At 64.5% G+C, this 14,529-nt stretch carries 11 protein-coding genes; 4 read left to right on the top strand and 7 right to left on the bottom strand.

Going from position 1 to position 14,529, the window contains the following annotated elements:
- Nucleotides 1-2 precede the first annotated feature (2 nt).
- A complete protein-coding gene (locus tag P1P91_RS14425) occupies nt 3-941 on the bottom strand; it encodes an AEC family transporter (protein ID WP_311883498.1) in 939 nt (312 codons plus the stop codon).
- A 152-nt stretch (nt 942-1,093) separates the two neighbouring features.
- Here P1P91_RS14425 and metF point away from each other — a divergent pair, with 152 nt between their 5' ends.
- The gene (metF, locus tag P1P91_RS14420) at nt 1,094-1,936 is read left to right on the top strand and encodes a methylenetetrahydrofolate reductase [NAD(P)H] (RefSeq protein ID WP_311883497.1); all 843 of its coding nucleotides are present in this window, start codon (nt 1,094-1,096) and stop codon (nt 1,934-1,936) included.
- 95 nt (nt 1,937-2,031) lie between these two features.
- On the opposite strand, the gene P1P91_RS14415 is transcribed toward metF, so the two are convergent.
- The 4 genes from P1P91_RS14415 to prlC all read right to left on the bottom strand — a co-directional run bounded on the left by P1P91_RS14415 (nt 2,032) and on the right by prlC (nt 7,949).
- Nucleotides 2,032-4,215 carry a TRAP transporter permease gene (locus tag P1P91_RS14415; protein WP_311883495.1) on the bottom strand — a complete coding sequence of 728 codons (2,184 nt, stop codon included), beginning with the start codon at nt 4,213-4,215 and terminating at the stop codon, nt 2,032-2,034.
- 94 nt (nt 4,216-4,309) lie between these two features.
- Nucleotides 4,310-5,290, bottom strand: coding sequence for a TAXI family TRAP transporter solute-binding subunit (locus tag P1P91_RS14410; protein ID WP_311883493.1), 981 nt, complete (start codon nt 5,288-5,290; stop codon nt 4,310-4,312).
- A 278-nt stretch (nt 5,291-5,568) separates the two neighbouring features.
- The gene (locus P1P91_RS14405; protein ID WP_311883491.1) at nt 5,569-5,823 is read right to left on the bottom strand and encodes a YheV family putative zinc ribbon protein; all 255 of its coding nucleotides are present in this window, start codon (nt 5,821-5,823) and stop codon (nt 5,569-5,571) included.
- A gap of 77 nt (nt 5,824-5,900) precedes the next feature.
- The gene (prlC, locus tag P1P91_RS14400; protein ID WP_311883489.1) at nt 5,901-7,949 is read right to left on the bottom strand and encodes an oligopeptidase A; all 2,049 of its coding nucleotides are present in this window, start codon (nt 7,947-7,949) and stop codon (nt 5,901-5,903) included.
- 266 nt (nt 7,950-8,215) lie between these two features.
- Between prlC and P1P91_RS14395 the strand changes: the two genes are divergently transcribed.
- The 3 genes from P1P91_RS14395 to P1P91_RS14385 all read left to right on the top strand — a co-directional run bounded on the left by P1P91_RS14395 (nt 8,216) and on the right by P1P91_RS14385 (nt 10,892).
- On the top strand, nt 8,216-9,556 hold the full coding sequence (locus P1P91_RS14395; protein ID WP_311883487.1) for a sodium-dependent transporter: 1,341 nt from the start codon (nt 8,216-8,218) through the stop codon (nt 9,554-9,556).
- 50 nt (nt 9,557-9,606) lie between these two features.
- Complete coding sequence (locus P1P91_RS14390; RefSeq protein WP_311883486.1) at nt 9,607-10,146, top strand: gamma carbonic anhydrase family protein; 540 nt, start codon at nt 9,607-9,609, stop codon at nt 10,144-10,146.
- A gap of 95 nt (nt 10,147-10,241) precedes the next feature.
- Nucleotides 10,242-10,892, top strand: a complete 651-nt coding sequence (locus P1P91_RS14385) for a metal-dependent hydrolase (RefSeq protein ID WP_311883485.1) — start codon at nt 10,242-10,244, stop codon at nt 10,890-10,892.
- Here the strand turns inward: P1P91_RS14385 and P1P91_RS14380 are convergent.
- Together P1P91_RS14380 and P1P91_RS14375 are read right to left on the bottom strand one after the other, a co-directional pair.
- On the bottom strand, nt 10,889-12,271 hold the full coding sequence (locus tag P1P91_RS14380; RefSeq protein ID WP_311883484.1) for a sigma-54-dependent transcriptional regulator: 1,383 nt from the start codon (nt 12,269-12,271) through the stop codon (nt 10,889-10,891). The genes P1P91_RS14385 and P1P91_RS14380 overlap by 4 nt on opposite strands.
- Nucleotides 12,264-14,162: a sensor histidine kinase gene (locus P1P91_RS14375; protein WP_311883483.1), complete on the bottom strand. Its 1,899-nt coding sequence runs from the start codon at nt 14,160-14,162 to the stop codon at nt 12,264-12,266. The genes P1P91_RS14380 and P1P91_RS14375 overlap by 8 nt, the downstream gene beginning before the upstream one ends.
- Nucleotides 14,163-14,529 lie beyond the last annotated feature (367 nt).

Below are 14,529 nucleotides of genomic sequence, written 5' to 3'. Positions count from 1 at the left end.
CGCTAGCCAAGTCCGGTCAGGGAAAGCATGCCGGCCAGATACAGCGGCATGATCAGGGGCGCTAGCAGTGTGGTGACCAGCACGGCAAGCGCCCCTTTCTGCGGCTGAATGCCAAGCTCCATGGCGACCACCACGACGTTGGCCGCCATGGGCACCACGCCGAGCAGTAGAATGGCCATGGCCAGGTCTGGCGACAGCGCAAAGAAAGTTTGCAGCACCAGCACCGTGGCGAGCGTCGCCAGGGGCCAGACGCCGTAGCGCAGCGCCGTGCAGGCGACGACCAGTCGAGTATCCCAGGCGGCAAGCGTCACCCGGCTCAGGGTCATGCCGATGATCATCATGCCCAGCAGCGTGTAGGTGGCGGGGAAGACGTCAAGCGACGCCATCACCGCCTCGGGCAGGGCGAGGTCGAACTGGGCCAGCAGCAGCGCGGCGAGAAAGGCGTAAATAAGCGGCAGTCGGACGATCTTGCCCAGGCTCTGGCGAATGGAAAACTGGCCTCGGGCGCTTAAGTAGAAGCCGACGGTAAATTCGTACAGGGTGATGCCCAGAATGCAGAACAGATACTGGGTGACGCCCTGGGGCGGCAGCACGATCAGCGCGACCGGCAGGCCAAAGTAGCCAGTGTTGCCGGTGCCCGAGGAAAACGCCAGCAGCGCGCCTTCCTGGGGGCCAAAGCGATGGCGGGTCAGCGCGCGCACGGCCAGCGCAATGGCGCTGGACAGGCAGAACAGGATCAGCGTCAGCAGCACGTAGCCCGGCGTGGGACCGCCGTTCATCAGCGCGCGAAAAAACGTGAACGGGGCGATCAGGTAAATCAGCAGCGTGGCAATGGGGCGCGGGTCGACCGCCAGGCGGCGGGCAGCGATAAAGCCGAGGCCGACAAAGCCCAGCAGCATGGTGAGCGGACCGGCAAGCGCGCCGGGTGCAATATCTTCCATCGGGATTCCTGAGCTGAGGCGCCGGTATGAGCGGGATTGAAGGTGCGGCGCCGAATCTTTCATTGGCCGGTCTGGCGGTAAAAGGACACAATAGCGCAAGATATCCGATGTTTGGGCGCCTGTTAATAGCGCGTTTTGTACGAGGACGATGCATGAGTAGCCAGCAACCCCCGCTAGGGATCAGCTTCGAGTTCTTTCCCCCCGGCACCGAGGTCGGTCGGGAAAAGCTTTTGCAGGTGCGAGACGCCCTGGCCAGCCGCCAGCCGCGCTTCTTCTCGGTGACCTACGGCGCCGGCGGCTCGACCCAGGCGCGTACCCGGCAAGCGGTGCGCGCCGTGGGCGAAAGCGGCATTACCACAGCCCCCCATCTCTCCTGTATCGGCAGCGAAAAGGCCCAGCTGCGCGAGCTGCTCGCCGAATACCGCGAGGAAGGCCACGACAGCCTGGTGGCGCTGCGCGGTGACATGCCTTCGGGCATGGCCAGCATCGGCGAGCTGCGCTACGCCAACGAGCTGGTGGAATTCATCCGCGAGGAAACCGGGGACCACTTCGATATTGCCGTGGCCGCCTATCCGGAATCCCATCCCCAGGCGTCCAACCTGGATCGGGATGTGGAAAACTTTGTGCGCAAGATGCACGCCGGCGCCGACATGGCGATCACCCAGTATTTCTTTACCGCCGAGGCGTACTTTCACTTCGTCGACAAGGCTCGGGCGCTGGGCGTGGAAAAGCCGATCATTCCCGGGATCATGCCGATTGTGAACTACACCAAGCTGGCGCGCTTTTCCGACGCCTGCGGCGCCGAGATTCCGCGCTGGATCCGCAAGCAGCTGGAAAGCTACGGCGACGATGCCGATGCCATCGCCGAGTTTGGCACCGAGGTGGTGACCCGGCTGTGCCAGGAGCTGCTCGACGGCGGCGCGCCGGGGCTGCACTTTTACACCCTGAACCAGTCGGTGCCGGTGCTGAAGATCGTCGATCAGCTCAGAGCGTGATTCCGGTTCCCTGCCATCTCCTCAAACGCCGATCCCCGCTTTACGCGAAGTAAAGCGGGGATTTTTTCGCAGCGCCGGTTGACGACCCCAGCGTGCTAGCCGGCGGCGATAGCGCCGCCGTTGGCGTAGCGCCTGCGCTGCCGCACGAAGAGGGCCGCGCCCAGCGCGATTCCGGCCACGTCGGTATAGAAGCCGCCGTAGATCATGAAAACCGCACCGACCAGCATGGCCAGGCGCTGCCAGACGTTGACCGGGCCGAAGAACCACGCCTGCACCATGCCCGACAGCAGCACGATACCCAGCGTCGCGGTAACGCCCACGCGCAGCACCTCGAGCAGTGAGCCTTCCATCAGCATGGCCGGACTGTAGAAGAACATGAAGGGCACGATAAAGGCGGCCAGGCCGATCTTGAACGAGGCCACCGAGGTGCCCATGGCGTTGTCGCCGGAGATGCCCGCCGCGGCGTAGGAGGCCAGCGCCACCGGCGGCGTGATCGCCGAGACCACGGCAAAGTAGAAAACGAAGAAGTGCGCGATCAGCGGGTCGATGCCAAGATCCACCAGGCCCGGCGCCACCACCGAGGCAGCCACGGCGTAGGCGGCAGTGGTGGGCATGCCCATGCCCAGCAGGATGGAAATGCACATGGCGAACAGCAGCGCCAGCAGCTGGCTGAAGCCCGCCAGGCCCAGCAGCAGTGAGGAAAAGCGCGCGCCCACCCCGGTCAGCGAGATGACGCCGACGATGATCCCCGCGCAGGCGCACACGGCGATGATCTGGATAGCCATGGTGCCGGCCAGCTGCAGCGCCCTGAAAATCGCGGCGATGCCCATCTTGTTGGGCGACAGCCAGCTGACCACGGCGGCCGAGGCGGTGGCCAGGGTGCCCGCGCGAATCACCGAGTAGCCCATGAACAGCGCCACAATCAGAATAATGATCGGCGCGAACAGGTAGACCTGCTTGGCCAGGCGGCGAAACTGGGGGATCTCTTCCTTGCGCATGCCGCGCATGCCCTTGCGCGCCGCCTCGAAGTCGACCATGCAGTAGACCGAGAGGAAATAAAGCGCCGCGGGAATGATCGCCGCCACGGCAATCTCGGTGTAGGGAATGCCGGTAATCTCGGCCATGATGAAGGCGCCGGCGCCCATGATCGGCGGCATGATCTGGCCGCCGGTGGAAGCGGCGGCCTCGATGGCGCCGGCGCTGCGGGCCGGGTAGCCGACCTTTTTCATCAGCGGGATGGTCAGCGAGCCGGTGGACACCACGTTGCCCGCGGAAGTGCCGTTGATCATGCCCATCAGCCCGGAGGCAAAGATGGATACCTTGGCCGGACCGCCGCGAGCCCGGCCGGCCGCGGCAAAGGCGAAGTTGACGAAGTAGTCGCCCACCTTGGAAGCCTGGAGGAAGGCGGCAAAGATGATAAACAGGATGATGTAGGTTGACGATACCGCGGTGGTCGGCCCCAGGATGCCGATGTCGGTGTAGACCTGGCTGAAAAAGCGCTGCAGCGACAGCCCCGGATAGCTGAGAAAACCCGGCAGGTAGGGGCCGATAAACACATAGCCCAGGAAAATGGCGGCAATGATGACCAGCGCCAGGCCGGCAACGCGGCGGGTCAGCTCGAGAATCAGCAGCGAGCCGGCAATGGCCGCCCAGGAGATCCCCGGCGGGGCGAAAGAGGTACCGGTGGCCATGCGGATATTGGTGCCGTAGACGAGTATCAGATAGCCGGCGCTGGCCAGCGCGCATACCGCCAGCGCCAGGTCCGGCGGGCTCAAGCGGCCGCGGGTCTGGCGATAAAACCAGCTCAGCACGATGCCCGCAGCGCTCGTCGCCATCAGGGGCAGGCCGTAGTGAAAGGTCTCAACGCTCGGGTCGATGCGCATGGCCTCGCCGGCCAAAGTCTGGTACATGAAAAAGACCTGCACCAGGGCGTAGCCCGCGGGCAGCAGCAGTGCAAGGCTTGCCCCCTTCAGCCAGCCCCGAGAGGTATCGCTTTCGCTCTCGGCAAAGGCCGTGCCGGCGTAAAGGCCGTAGCCCAGCACCAGCGCTCCGGCGATGTGAATGATGCGGTACGTCCAGGTTTCCAGCGGGTAGACGTTAAGCGAGATCAGGTGAAACAGCGAATAGGCTATTGCCAGGGCGGCAAAGACTCCGAGCGGCCAGCCGGTAAACAGCCGGCGGTTGTTTTCTACCGGATCTTCATCGACGCCGTCGGCAATGGCGTCGGGTGAGGCGTTGGCGATACGGTCGTCGCTTTGGTGGTTGGCGTTGTGACTCATGGGTCACCCTCACAGCAGGACAAACGGAAGAGGCGAAAGCGTACGCTGCCCCGTCCCGGCAGCGCCGGGACGGGGCAGAAATCGCCGAGAAAAATCAGCGGATCAGCTCGGGATCGATGTCGTAGCCGTTTTCTTCATACCAGCGCGCCGCGCCCGGGTGGAAGGGCAGCACGGTGTTGTGCTTGATGTTTTCCGGCACCGTGGTTTCCGCGCTGCGGTGGATCGAGCGCATCTTGTCGTTGTTTTCCATGGTCCGCTTGGTGACTTCGTAGATGAAGTCGTCGGGCATGTCGCAGCCGGTAATGGCGAAGTTCCACATGGACACCACCCGGGAATCCTCCTCGAGCGTGGAATAGGTGCTGGCCGGGATCATGAACTCGGCTACCGGGAAGTCCTCCAGCACGGTGTCGACTTCTTCCTCGGTAAACTCGATGATGTTGACGTCGGTTTGCACCTCGAGCTGGCTGACCGCGGGGATCGGGATGCCGGCGGCAAAGGCGATGACGTCCAGCAGGCCGTCCTGAAGCTGACCGCCAAGGTCGGTCCAGCCGCCGTTGCGGCGATCGAACTCGACGCCCAGGGTTTTGAGGATCTCGGGGAAGTAGGTGTCCGAGGTGGAGGCCGCCGGACCAAAGCCGATGCGCGCGCCGTCGGGAATGTCCGAGATGGATTCAATGCCGGAGCTTTCCAGCGCGGTAATGGAAAACGGCGTTTCGTACATGGGGAACATGGCGCAGACGTTGTCCATTTCGACCCCGGGCGCCAGCGGGCTTTTGCCGTTCACGGCGTCGGCGGCGGGGCCCATGGTGGTCAGGCCAAAGGCGGCATCGCCGTTGTTCACCAGCGCCAGGTTCTGCGTCGGGCCGCCGGTAACCTCGCCGCCGCCGGAGATATCCAGCTCGTCGGCGATGAAGTTGGCCCAGCCGGAGCCGTACACGTAATAGGTGCCGCCCTGGCTTGCGGTACCCACGGTAAAGCTTTCCGGCCAGTCGGCCTTGTCGGCCTGGGCGCTGGCGGCGGTTAGCAGGGCGCTACCGGCGAAAAGCAGAGCGGTTGTCTTGGCTGTCGTGCGCATAGTAATACCCGTGTGCAGATGTGCGTTGCTGTGTTGTTGTAACGGTTGGGCGTGGCCGGCAGCGGCCTGTGCACGCGGCCGGCAGCCTGCATAAAGCAATTTTCGTGCCGTTTGCTTGTTTTTGTATAGTAATCAATAATCTATATTTTTCAGGAAGCGCAGGGGAAGCGCGTCGAAGGCAGGGTCAGAGGGCAGTGTGTCGGGGAATGCGCACACCCAAACCCGGCACCTGTGCGGATTGCCACACAGGTGCCGGTCCGGGCGGAAGGGTGAAGGCCTTATGAGGAGGGCTTGCCGGGGTCGAGAATGCGCACCGGGACGACATCGTCCCGGTGTTTTTGCTCGTCGCGCACCTCGTTGACTCGGGTGGTCAGCTCCTCGGCGGATTCATCGTCGACGGGCAGCTGCTCGAAGAAATCGCAGCTCACGCACTCGCGGTAGCGAATGCCGTTTTGCTCCCAGGCGCGGATGCGGTCCATGGCCGAGCAGCGCGGGCAGACCACGCCGGCGATAAAGCGTTTGACCGATGACATGAGCGACTCCTGCGTAAGTTGGGCGGCGCGGCCCAAGCGCCGAGGGTCAAGGCCGCGCCGGAAAAGTGCCGGGCGCGTCAGGCGGCCTGGATGCCGCTGTGGCGCAAGAGCGGCTTGATGCTGGGCTCGCGGCCGCGAAACGCCTTGAACAGTTCGGCGGCGTCCCGGGATCCTCCCTGCTCGAGAATTTCCCGGCGAAAGCGCTGGCCGGTGGCTGCGTCAAAGGTGCCGGCCTCCTCAAAAGCGCTCCAGGCGTCGGCAGAGAGCACCTCGGCCCACTTGTAGCTGTAGTAGCCCGCCGCGTAGCCGCCGGCAAAGATATGCCCAAAGCCGTTCTGGAAGCGGTTGAACGAGGCCTGAGGCACGACCGCCACGCGCATGCGCACGTCGTCCAGCAGCGCCTGGATATCGTCGGCGCCGGGAGCGCTGTGCTCGACGTGCAGGCGCAGGTCGAACAGCGAGAACTCCAGCTGGCGGACCATGCCCATGGCCGACTGGAAGTTTTTTGCCCCCTGCAGACGCGCTAAAAGCTCATCGGGCAGCCCCTCGCCGGTTTCCACGTGGCCGGCAATCAGGTCCAGCCCTTCGCGTTCCCAGCAGAAATTTTCCATGAACTGGCTGGGCAGCTCCACCGCGTCCCAGGCGACCCCGTTGATGCCGGAAATCTCGGCGATTTCCTGCTTGGTCAGCATATGGTGAAGGCCATGGCCGAACTCGTGGAACAGCGTGATGACCTCGTCGTGGGTCAGAAGCGCCGGTTGCTCGCCCACCGGCGGGGTGAAGTTGCAGGTGAGAAAGGCCACCGGCAGCTGCAGACCGTTATCGGTTTGGCGCCGGACTCGGCAGCCTCCCATCCAGGCTCCGCCCTGCTTGCCTTCCCGGGCGTAGAGGTCAAGGTAGAAGCCGGCGATGGGGGCGTCATTTTCGATGATTTCGAAGTAGCGCACGTCCTCGTGGTAGCGCGGCACGCGGGTGTTTTCGACAAAGCGCAGGCCGTAAAGCCGTTCGACCACCTTGAACAGACCGTCGATAACCCGGGGCGCGGGGAAGTAGGGCCGCAGCTGCTCTTCGGAAATAGCGTGGCGGGCTTCGCGGAGCTTTTCGCTGGCGTAGGCGATATCCCAGGGGCAGAGCTTGTCAAAGCCCAGCTCGCTTTGAGCAAAGTTTTCCAGCTCAGAGAACTCTGTCTGCGCCTGGGGAACGGCGTGGTTCGCCAGGTCGTTGAGAAACGCGAGCACCTGCTCCGAGGAGTCAGCCATCTTGGTGGCAAGCGACAGGTCGGCGTAGGTGTCAAAGCCCAGCAGGCCGGCCAGCTCGTGGCGCAGGGCGAGGATTTCCTCCATCACCGGGGCGTTGTCGAACTCGCCGGCGTTGGGGCCCTGGTCGGACGCCCGGGTCACCAGGGCGGTATAGACCTCCTGGCGCAGCTCGCGGCTGTCGGCGTAGCTCATTACGGGAAAAAAGCAGGGAAAATCCAAAGTAATGCGATAGCCCTCGACGCCCTTGGCGTCGGCGGTGGCTTTGAGCGTCTCCAGCGCGCTTTGGGGTACGCCGGCAAGCTGCTCCGCGTCGTGGATGTCTTTATACCAGGCCTGGGTTGCGTCCAGCACGTTGTTGGAATAGCGGTTGGAGAGCTCGGAGAGCCGCGCCTGGATCTCCCCGTAGCGCGTTTTTTGCGCTTCGGGAAGGGCCACCCCGGACAGGCGGAAATCGCGCAGGTTGTTGTCCACGGTGCGGCGCTGCTCGGCGCTGAGCGAGTTCCAGGCGGGGCCGTCCTTGAGCGCCTTCCAGGCGTGGAAGAGCCCGGCGTGCTGGCACACCCAGGTGCTGAAGGCCGAAAGCTTGGGGAGGCAGGCCTGGTAGGCGTGGCGCAGCTCGGGCGTGTTCATGGTGCTGTTGAGGTGCGATACCGGTGCCCAGGCCTGGGCCAGGCGGTCGCTGACGGCTTCCAGCGGTGCGGCAAAGTTCTCCCAGGTGGGTGCCGTTTCCTGAGCCTGGCGGGCCAGTTCCTCAATGGCGTCGCGGCTTTCGTCGATCAGCTGGCTGATGGCCGGCTCGACGTGTTCGGCGTGAATGTCGTCGAACGGCGGTAGCGTGTGCGTTTCAAGCAGGGGATTGGTGGGCATATCGACCTCGGTTGGCCACGGTGGCGGTGGGTGCCTGGCCGCCGCCGCGGGTAAAAATGCGATACTCGCTAAATGCGGGCGGGGTAGGCTTGTTTCAATCCCCTGGTTTGGCCTGGAGCATGGCGCCTGCTAGGCTTGCGGGTTCTCCGGGGGCGGCGCTGTCTGCCGGCCGGAGCTAGTGTCCCACCGGCGATGGCGAGACGTCAGCCGCTTTATTATTCACCGATCATGCTATTGACGGATCACTGACGAAACGAGGTCGTGCGATGAGCGAAACGCTGGAGCGCTGGGGGTCAAGGCGTGCCTTTATTCTAGCCGTCACCGGTGCGGCCGTGGGGCTTGGCAATATCTGGCGCTTTCCCTACATCGCCGGGGAGAACGGCGGCGCGGCGTTTCTGCTCGTTTACGTGGCCTTTGTGCTGCTGCTGGGCATTCCCGTGATGATGGCGGAGATTCTCATCGGCCGAGCCGGGCGGCGCGGGCCCATGGGCTCGCTCGGCGCGCTGGCCGCGGATGCCGGCGCATCGCGCCACTGGCGCTGGCTGGGCCTGTTTGGCGCGCTGACGGTGTTCTGCATCCTGTCGTTTTATTCGGTGGTCTCGGGCTGGTCGATCGAGTTTCTGGTGGCTTCTCTAAGCGGCCGGTTCAGCGGAGCCACGGCCGCCGAGGTGGGCGCGGGGTTCGAGGCGTTTCTGGCAAGCCCCGGGCTTCTGGTGCTCAACCATACGCTGTTTCTGCTGATGGTCATGTCGGTGGTGGCCGCCGGCGTGGCCAAGGGGCTTGAGCGGCTCAACAACCTGCTGATGCCGCTTTTGTACCTATTGCTGATTTTGCTGGCGGTCTACGCGGCCACCACCGAAGGCTTTGGTACGGCGCTTGCGTGGCTGTTCTGGCCGTCGTTTTCTGCCGTCACCCCGGAGGTTGTCCTGCACGCCATGGGGCATGCCTTCTTTACCCTGGCGGTGGGCGCCTGCGCGCTGATGGCCTACGGTGCCTACATGCCCGACGAGCAAAGCCTGCCCGGAGCGGCGGTGACGGTAGCGGTGCTGGATATCAGCGTGGCGCTACTGGCCGGCATCGCGATCTTTTCGGTAGTGTTTGCCCAGGGGCTGGACCCGGCCGACGGCCCGGGGCTGATGTTCGTCACGCTGCCGATTGCCTTCGCCGAGCTGCCCTGGGGCGCGTTCTGGCTGGGCGTGTTTTTTCTGCTGCTGCTGCTGGCTACCTGGACGTCGGCGATCAATCTCGCCGAGCCCATGGTGGCGACACTTCAGGGGGCAGGCCTGGGGCGCCGGCGCGCGACTTTGACAGTCGGGGTCGGTGTCTGGCTTTTGGGGCTGCTGTCGGCGCTGTCGTTTTCCACCCTTGACGGATTCCGCCCGCTGCTGGGGCGCAACGTGTTCGAGCTGGTGAGCAGCGTCCCGCCGGACATTTTTCTCCCCCTGGGCGGGGTGCTGACAGCGATATTTGCCGCCTGGGTCATGCCCCGGGCGGCGGCGTATCGGGCGCTGGGCGCTAGCGAGCGCGGCTTTGTGCTGTGGCAAAGCGTCGTGCGCTGGATCGCGATTCCGCTGACGTTTATCGTGCTGCTGAGCGCATTTCTCTAAACAGGTGCGGCCTTGTTTATCCATCACCGGTCTACACGAGGAGAGGTTATATGACGGCGGCCATTCGTTCGTTTCAGGGCGCGACGCCGCGCCTGGGCGCGCGGGTTTATGTGGATCCGGCAAGCGTGGTCATCGGCGACGTGACGCTTGGGGATGACAGCTCGGTATGGCCGACGACGGTCATCCGCGGCGACATGCACCGTATCCGGATCGGCGCGCGGGTCAGCGTGCAGGACGGCAGCGTGCTGCACATCACCCACGAAAGCGACTACAGCCCCGAGGGCTTTCCTCTGACCGTGGGCGACGATGTGACCATCGGTCACCGTGCCATCCTGCACGGCGCCACCCTGGGTAGCCGTATCCTCGTGGGCATGGGCGCGATCGTGATGGACGGGGCCAGGGTGGAAGACGAGGTGATCATCGCCGCCGGCGCAGTGGTGACGCCGGGCAAAACGCTGGAAAGCGGCTACGTTTATGCCGGCAACCCGGCCAGGCAAATGCGCCCGATCAAGGACAGCGAGCGGGCCTTTTTTACCTACACGGCGGGCAACTACGTCACCCTCAAGGACCAGTTTCTGGCAGCAACCTGAGCCTTGGGTCGCGGCGGCGGCGACATTTCTCGGACAGCGTATTGCGGTGTGGAAAAAGTCTGGTAATTTATCCAGCTTTTTCAGGATACCGTTATATGGCTAACTTTCGCACGCACATCACCGTGGCCGCGGCCGGCGGCGCGCTTCTGGCCTGTGCCGGCTATCAGCTGCAGGGGTGGCCGCCACTCCAGGCGCTGGCGGCCTGCGCGCTCACGGCCTTTGGCGGCATCCTTCCCGATATCGACGCCGATCACTCGCGCTCCAGCCGGCTGATTTTTACGCTCCTGGCCGTCCCGGCGCTGGGGGTCGGCGGGGTGCTGCTGCAGACCTGGCTATCCCCGGGAGCCTTGCTGCTGGCGTGCGGCGGCATTTATATCGGCGTGCGCTATGTCGGCGGTACGCTGTTCTCGCGCCTTACCGTCCACCGCGGCAGCTGGCATTCGCTGCTCGCGGCGGTTCTGTGCACCTGGGCAGTGGCGGCGTTCAGCTACCACTGGCTGGCGCAGCCGGGGTGGCTGGCCTGGCTCCACGGCCTGGCCGTACTCGCGGGCTTTCTGATCCATCTGGTGCTGGACGAGATCTACAGCGTGGACCTGGCCGGGGGGCGGCTCAAGCGCTCCTTCGGCACGGCGCTCAAACCGTTCGATTGTCACCGTCCGGCGTCAAGCCTGCTGATGCTGGTGGCGACCGCGGCCTTGCTGCCCTGGCTGCCGCCCTGGGAGGCGCTGGGAGCGCTGCTCGTTTAGGGCTTCGTTTGGTGGCGGTAGTCTTCGGCCTTCAGGCCGTGCTTTTTCAACTTGTCGTAAAGCGTCTTGCGCGGTATGTCGAGCTGTTGGCAGACGGTGGTGACCTGCCCCTGATGGCGCGACAGGGCCTGGTTGATCAGGCTTTTTTCAAACAGCTCGACCTGCTGGGCCAGCCCGGTCTCCGCGGTATCGTCGCTTGCGCCTTCCAGCAGAGCGCCAAGCCGGTGGTCAAAGGCGGCCCCCAGCAGCACGTAGCGCTCTGCCAGGTTGCGCAGCTCGCGCACGTTGCCCGGCCAGTCGTGGGCAAGCAGGATGGCGGTATCGTGGCTGTCGAGCGGCGGTGTTTCCAGGCCGCTGCGCGTGGCGGCAACAACGGCAAAGTGCTGGAACAGCAGCGGGATGTCTTCGCGGCGTTCGCGCAGGGCCGGCAGCGGCAGCGTCACCACGTCCAGCCGGTAGTAGAGATCTTCGCGGAATTCGCCGCGCTCGGCGGCGGCCTTGAGGTCGATCTTGGTGGCGGCAATCACGCGGAGGTCCAGCGCCACCGCTCGGTTGCCGCCCAGGCGCTCTACCGCGCGCTCCTGCAGCACGCGCAGCAGCTTGACCTGCAGCGCCAGCGGCATGGATTCGATTTCATCGAGGAACACCGTGCCGCCGTCAGCGTGCTCGAACTTGCCGATGCGCTGCTCCACGGCGCCGGTAAAGGCGCCTTTTTCGTGGCCGAACAGCTCCGATTCAATGATGCTTTCGGGCATGGCGCCGCAGTTGATGGCGACAAAGGGCGCGTGACGCCGGTGGCTGCGCTCGTGTATGGCTCGGGCCACCAGGTCCTTGCCGGTACCGGTTTCGCCGACCACGAGAACGTCGGCCTCGACCTGGCTGATGCGCTGGATCATCGCCGCCAGCCGTGAAATGGCCGCGGTACGCCCGACCAGCCGCGGGCCCAGCGCTGCCTGCTGGGCTTCGAGCTCGGCCTTCAGCCGGCGGTTTTCCAGGCTTAGCTGGCGTTTGTCCAGGCCGCGGCGCACCACGTCGAGTAGCCGATCGCCGGCAAACGGTTTTTCCAGAAAGTCCCAGGCACCGGCGCGCATGGCCTCCACCGCCGTGGAAATATCGCCGTGGCCGGTAATCAGAATGACCGGCAGGGTCGGGTCCTGCTCCTGCAGCGTGCGCAGCAGCGTCATTCCGTCCATGCGGGGCATGCGGATGTCGCTTACGACCACGCCGGGAAAGTGGGCCGGCAGCGCGTCGAGTGCCTGCTCGGCGGTCTCGAAACAGTGCGGCGTATAGCCGGCAAGCTCCAGGGTTTGCGCGGCGGTGATGCGCAGATGCGGCTCGTCATCGATGACGATAACCGGCAGGCTCGACGGCTCATGCATGGGGCAGTGTCTCCGGTTCGGCCTCGGGCGGCGGTGCGAGCGGAAGCGTCAGGGTAAAAGCGGCGCCGCCTTCCGGGCGGTTGGCGGCGGTCAGGTGGCCGCCCAGATCTTCCATGATACGCGCCGAGATCGAAAGTCCCAGCCCCAGCCCGGTGCCCGGCGCCCGGGTGGTGAAAAACGGCTCGAATATCTGGGAAAGGTGAGCCTCGGCGATTCCCGGGCCGTTATCGGCGATGCAGAGGCTGGCGTGCTCCCGGCCTGCGGTCAGGGTAATGCTGAGCTCGGGGGTTTTTGTGTCCTGTATCGCCTGCAGGGCGTTGCTGATCAGGTTGACGATGACCTGCTCGAGGCGCACGAGATCGCCGGTCACCCAGATTGGGGCGTCGGGCAGGTGCTGTTCAAGGCGTATCCGGCCGCTGTTGAGACGACTTTGAAACAGGCGCAGGGCGTAGGCCACACAGGACTGCACGGCAATGCGTTCCTGGCGTTCGCTACTCTTGCGGGAGAACTGGCGCAGCTGGGCGCTGATGTCGGCCATGCGGTGGGTTAGTTCGATAATCTGCTCGAGATTGGCATCGGCCTGGTCATGGCGCGCCAGTTCAATAAAGCGCCGAGCGTTTTCGCCATAGGCACGAATGGCCGCCAGCGGCTGGTTGAGCTCGTGGTTGATGCCCGCTGCCAGCTGGCCGAGCACGGCGAGCTTGGCCGCTTGAATGAGTTCGTCCTGGGTTTGGCGCAGATTGGCTTCGGCCCGGCGACGCTCCTCGATTTCGGCGGAAAGCTGTCGGTTGCTGGCAGTCAGGTCGCGGGTGCGACGCTCGACGCTTTCTTCAAGCTCGTCGCGCGCCCGGGCCAGGGTGCGGCGCTCGCGTTCGGCAAAGGCTTCTCGCTCGCGGCGCAGCCGCAGGCGCTGCCAGGTGATGCCGCCACCGAGGGCCACCACGCCGTAGAGGCCGCCGGCCAGCAGAGCGGCGAGCCACTGCGCCCGAATAACCGGATCCAGCGGCTTGAGAATATGCATGTTCCAGCCGAACTCGGGCAGCGGGTGGGTCAGGTTCAGGTAGCGGCCTTCATCCAGCGGACCGTGGGCAAAGCTGACGATACGGGTATTGTCGCGGTAAGTGCGTTCCACGCGAATGCCCGAGGCGTCCAGCGGCTTTTGAGCGTAGCGGCGGGTCTCCCGCAGTGCCCGGCGCTGGGGCGGGGCCAGCGGCTGCAGCGCGTTCATGCGCAGCGCTTTCCGGCTTGCCATGAAGATGATGTTTTCATGGTCCGTGACCAGAAATTCGGCATTTTGCGCCGACCAGCCTTTCTCTACCCTGTCGAGCAGGATCTTGACCACTACGACGCCCGCCGGGCGGGCATCGGGCGCGGTGTGGTCCAGCCATACCGGGGCGGAAAAATAATAGCCTCGCTCCAGGGACTGCGTGCCCAGCCCGTAAAATCGGCCTTCGTTACCGGCCATGGCGTCCTGGTAGTAAGGGCGAAACGAGTAGTTCTGGCCGATGAAAGTGTCGGCGCGATGCCAGTTGCTGGCCGCCACCGTAGTGCCCTCGCGGTCCAGCAGATAAACGTCGGATACGTCGGCGGTAAAGCGAAAGCGGTCGAGCTGCAGGTTGAGCGGCATGGGGCTTTGCTTTGCCGGTGCGGCAAGAAAGCGTTTTACGCTCTCGCGGGAAGCCAGCATCAGCGGCAGGTAGTCATAGCGCAGCAGATAGCCTTTCAGATTGGCGGCCGACAGGCGTAGCTCATTGCGGGCGTCGTCGCCGAGGCTCGCGAGTGCCTGCTCGTGGGCAATGCGCGCCGCCTGCCAGATGCATAGCGCAAGCCCCAGCAGCAATAGCGTGAGGGCCAGGCGCCGGTTGTGGCGTGCGAATCGCGGACGCCTCATGCTGTCTTGAGCTCTATCATTGGGTGCGGCTCCGGGCTGCTTGCGGGGTCGTGGCGCGGCACAGGGCGCGAGCAGAGTAAACGATAGCCGCGCTGATCCGGCGTCATGGGGAAGCGTAACAAATAAAACGCTCGCTCCCTGTTGCCAAATCCTCTGTCAGCTCCTATAGTACGCACCCGCTGCCGACGACGCCAAGCCGTCACCGGCGGCGAAAGGTCCAAAAGGTCGGTGGTTTCAACGAGTTACGCGATTCGAAACAATCGCCGTTGACAGCCGCTCAAAGGCGTGTAGAATACGCCCTCCTCGCAGCAAAACGCGAGATGCTCTTTAACAAGTTGATCAGGTAATTCATGTGGGCGCTTGCCTG

The organism is Halomonas piscis (assembly GCF_031886125.1).
GTDB classification, from domain to species: Bacteria; Pseudomonadota; Gammaproteobacteria; order Pseudomonadales; family Halomonadaceae; genus Vreelandella; species Vreelandella piscis.
The sequence above is the reverse complement of the archived record's forward strand: the minus strand, read 5'-3'. Positions and strand labels throughout refer to the sequence as shown.

Excerpts from the sequence above, each read along its gene's own strand:
- P1P91_RS14425 (WP_311883498.1), bottom strand. The coding sequence starts at position 941 with ATGGAAGATATTGCACCCGGCGCGCTTGCCGGTCCGCTCACCATGCTG.
- metF (WP_311883497.1), top strand. The coding sequence starts at position 1,094 with ATGAGTAGCCAGCAACCCCCGCTAGGGATCAGCTTCGAGTTCTTTCCC.
- P1P91_RS14415 (WP_311883495.1), bottom strand. The coding sequence starts at position 4,215 with ATGAGTCACAACGCCAACCACCAAAGCGACGACCGTATCGCCAACGCC.
- P1P91_RS14410 (WP_311883493.1), bottom strand. The coding sequence starts at position 5,290 with ATGCGCACGACAGCCAAGACAACCGCTCTGCTTTTCGCCGGTAGCGCC.
- P1P91_RS14405 (WP_311883491.1), bottom strand. The coding sequence starts at position 5,823 with ATGTCATCGGTCAAACGCTTTATCGCCGGCGTGGTCTGCCCGCGCTGC.
- prlC (WP_311883489.1), bottom strand. The coding sequence starts at position 7,949 with ATGCCCACCAATCCCCTGCTTGAAACGCACACGCTACCGCCGTTCGAC.
- P1P91_RS14395 (WP_311883487.1), top strand. The coding sequence starts at position 8,216 with ATGAGCGAAACGCTGGAGCGCTGGGGGTCAAGGCGTGCCTTTATTCTA.
- P1P91_RS14390 (WP_311883486.1), top strand. The coding sequence starts at position 9,607 with ATGACGGCGGCCATTCGTTCGTTTCAGGGCGCGACGCCGCGCCTGGGC.
- P1P91_RS14385 (WP_311883485.1), top strand. The coding sequence starts at position 10,242 with ATGGCTAACTTTCGCACGCACATCACCGTGGCCGCGGCCGGCGGCGCG.
- P1P91_RS14380 (WP_311883484.1), bottom strand. The coding sequence starts at position 12,271 with ATGCATGAGCCGTCGAGCCTGCCGGTTATCGTCATCGATGACGAGCCG.
- P1P91_RS14375 (WP_311883483.1), bottom strand. The coding sequence starts at position 14,162 with ATGAGGCGTCCGCGATTCGCACGCCACAACCGGCGCCTGGCCCTCACG.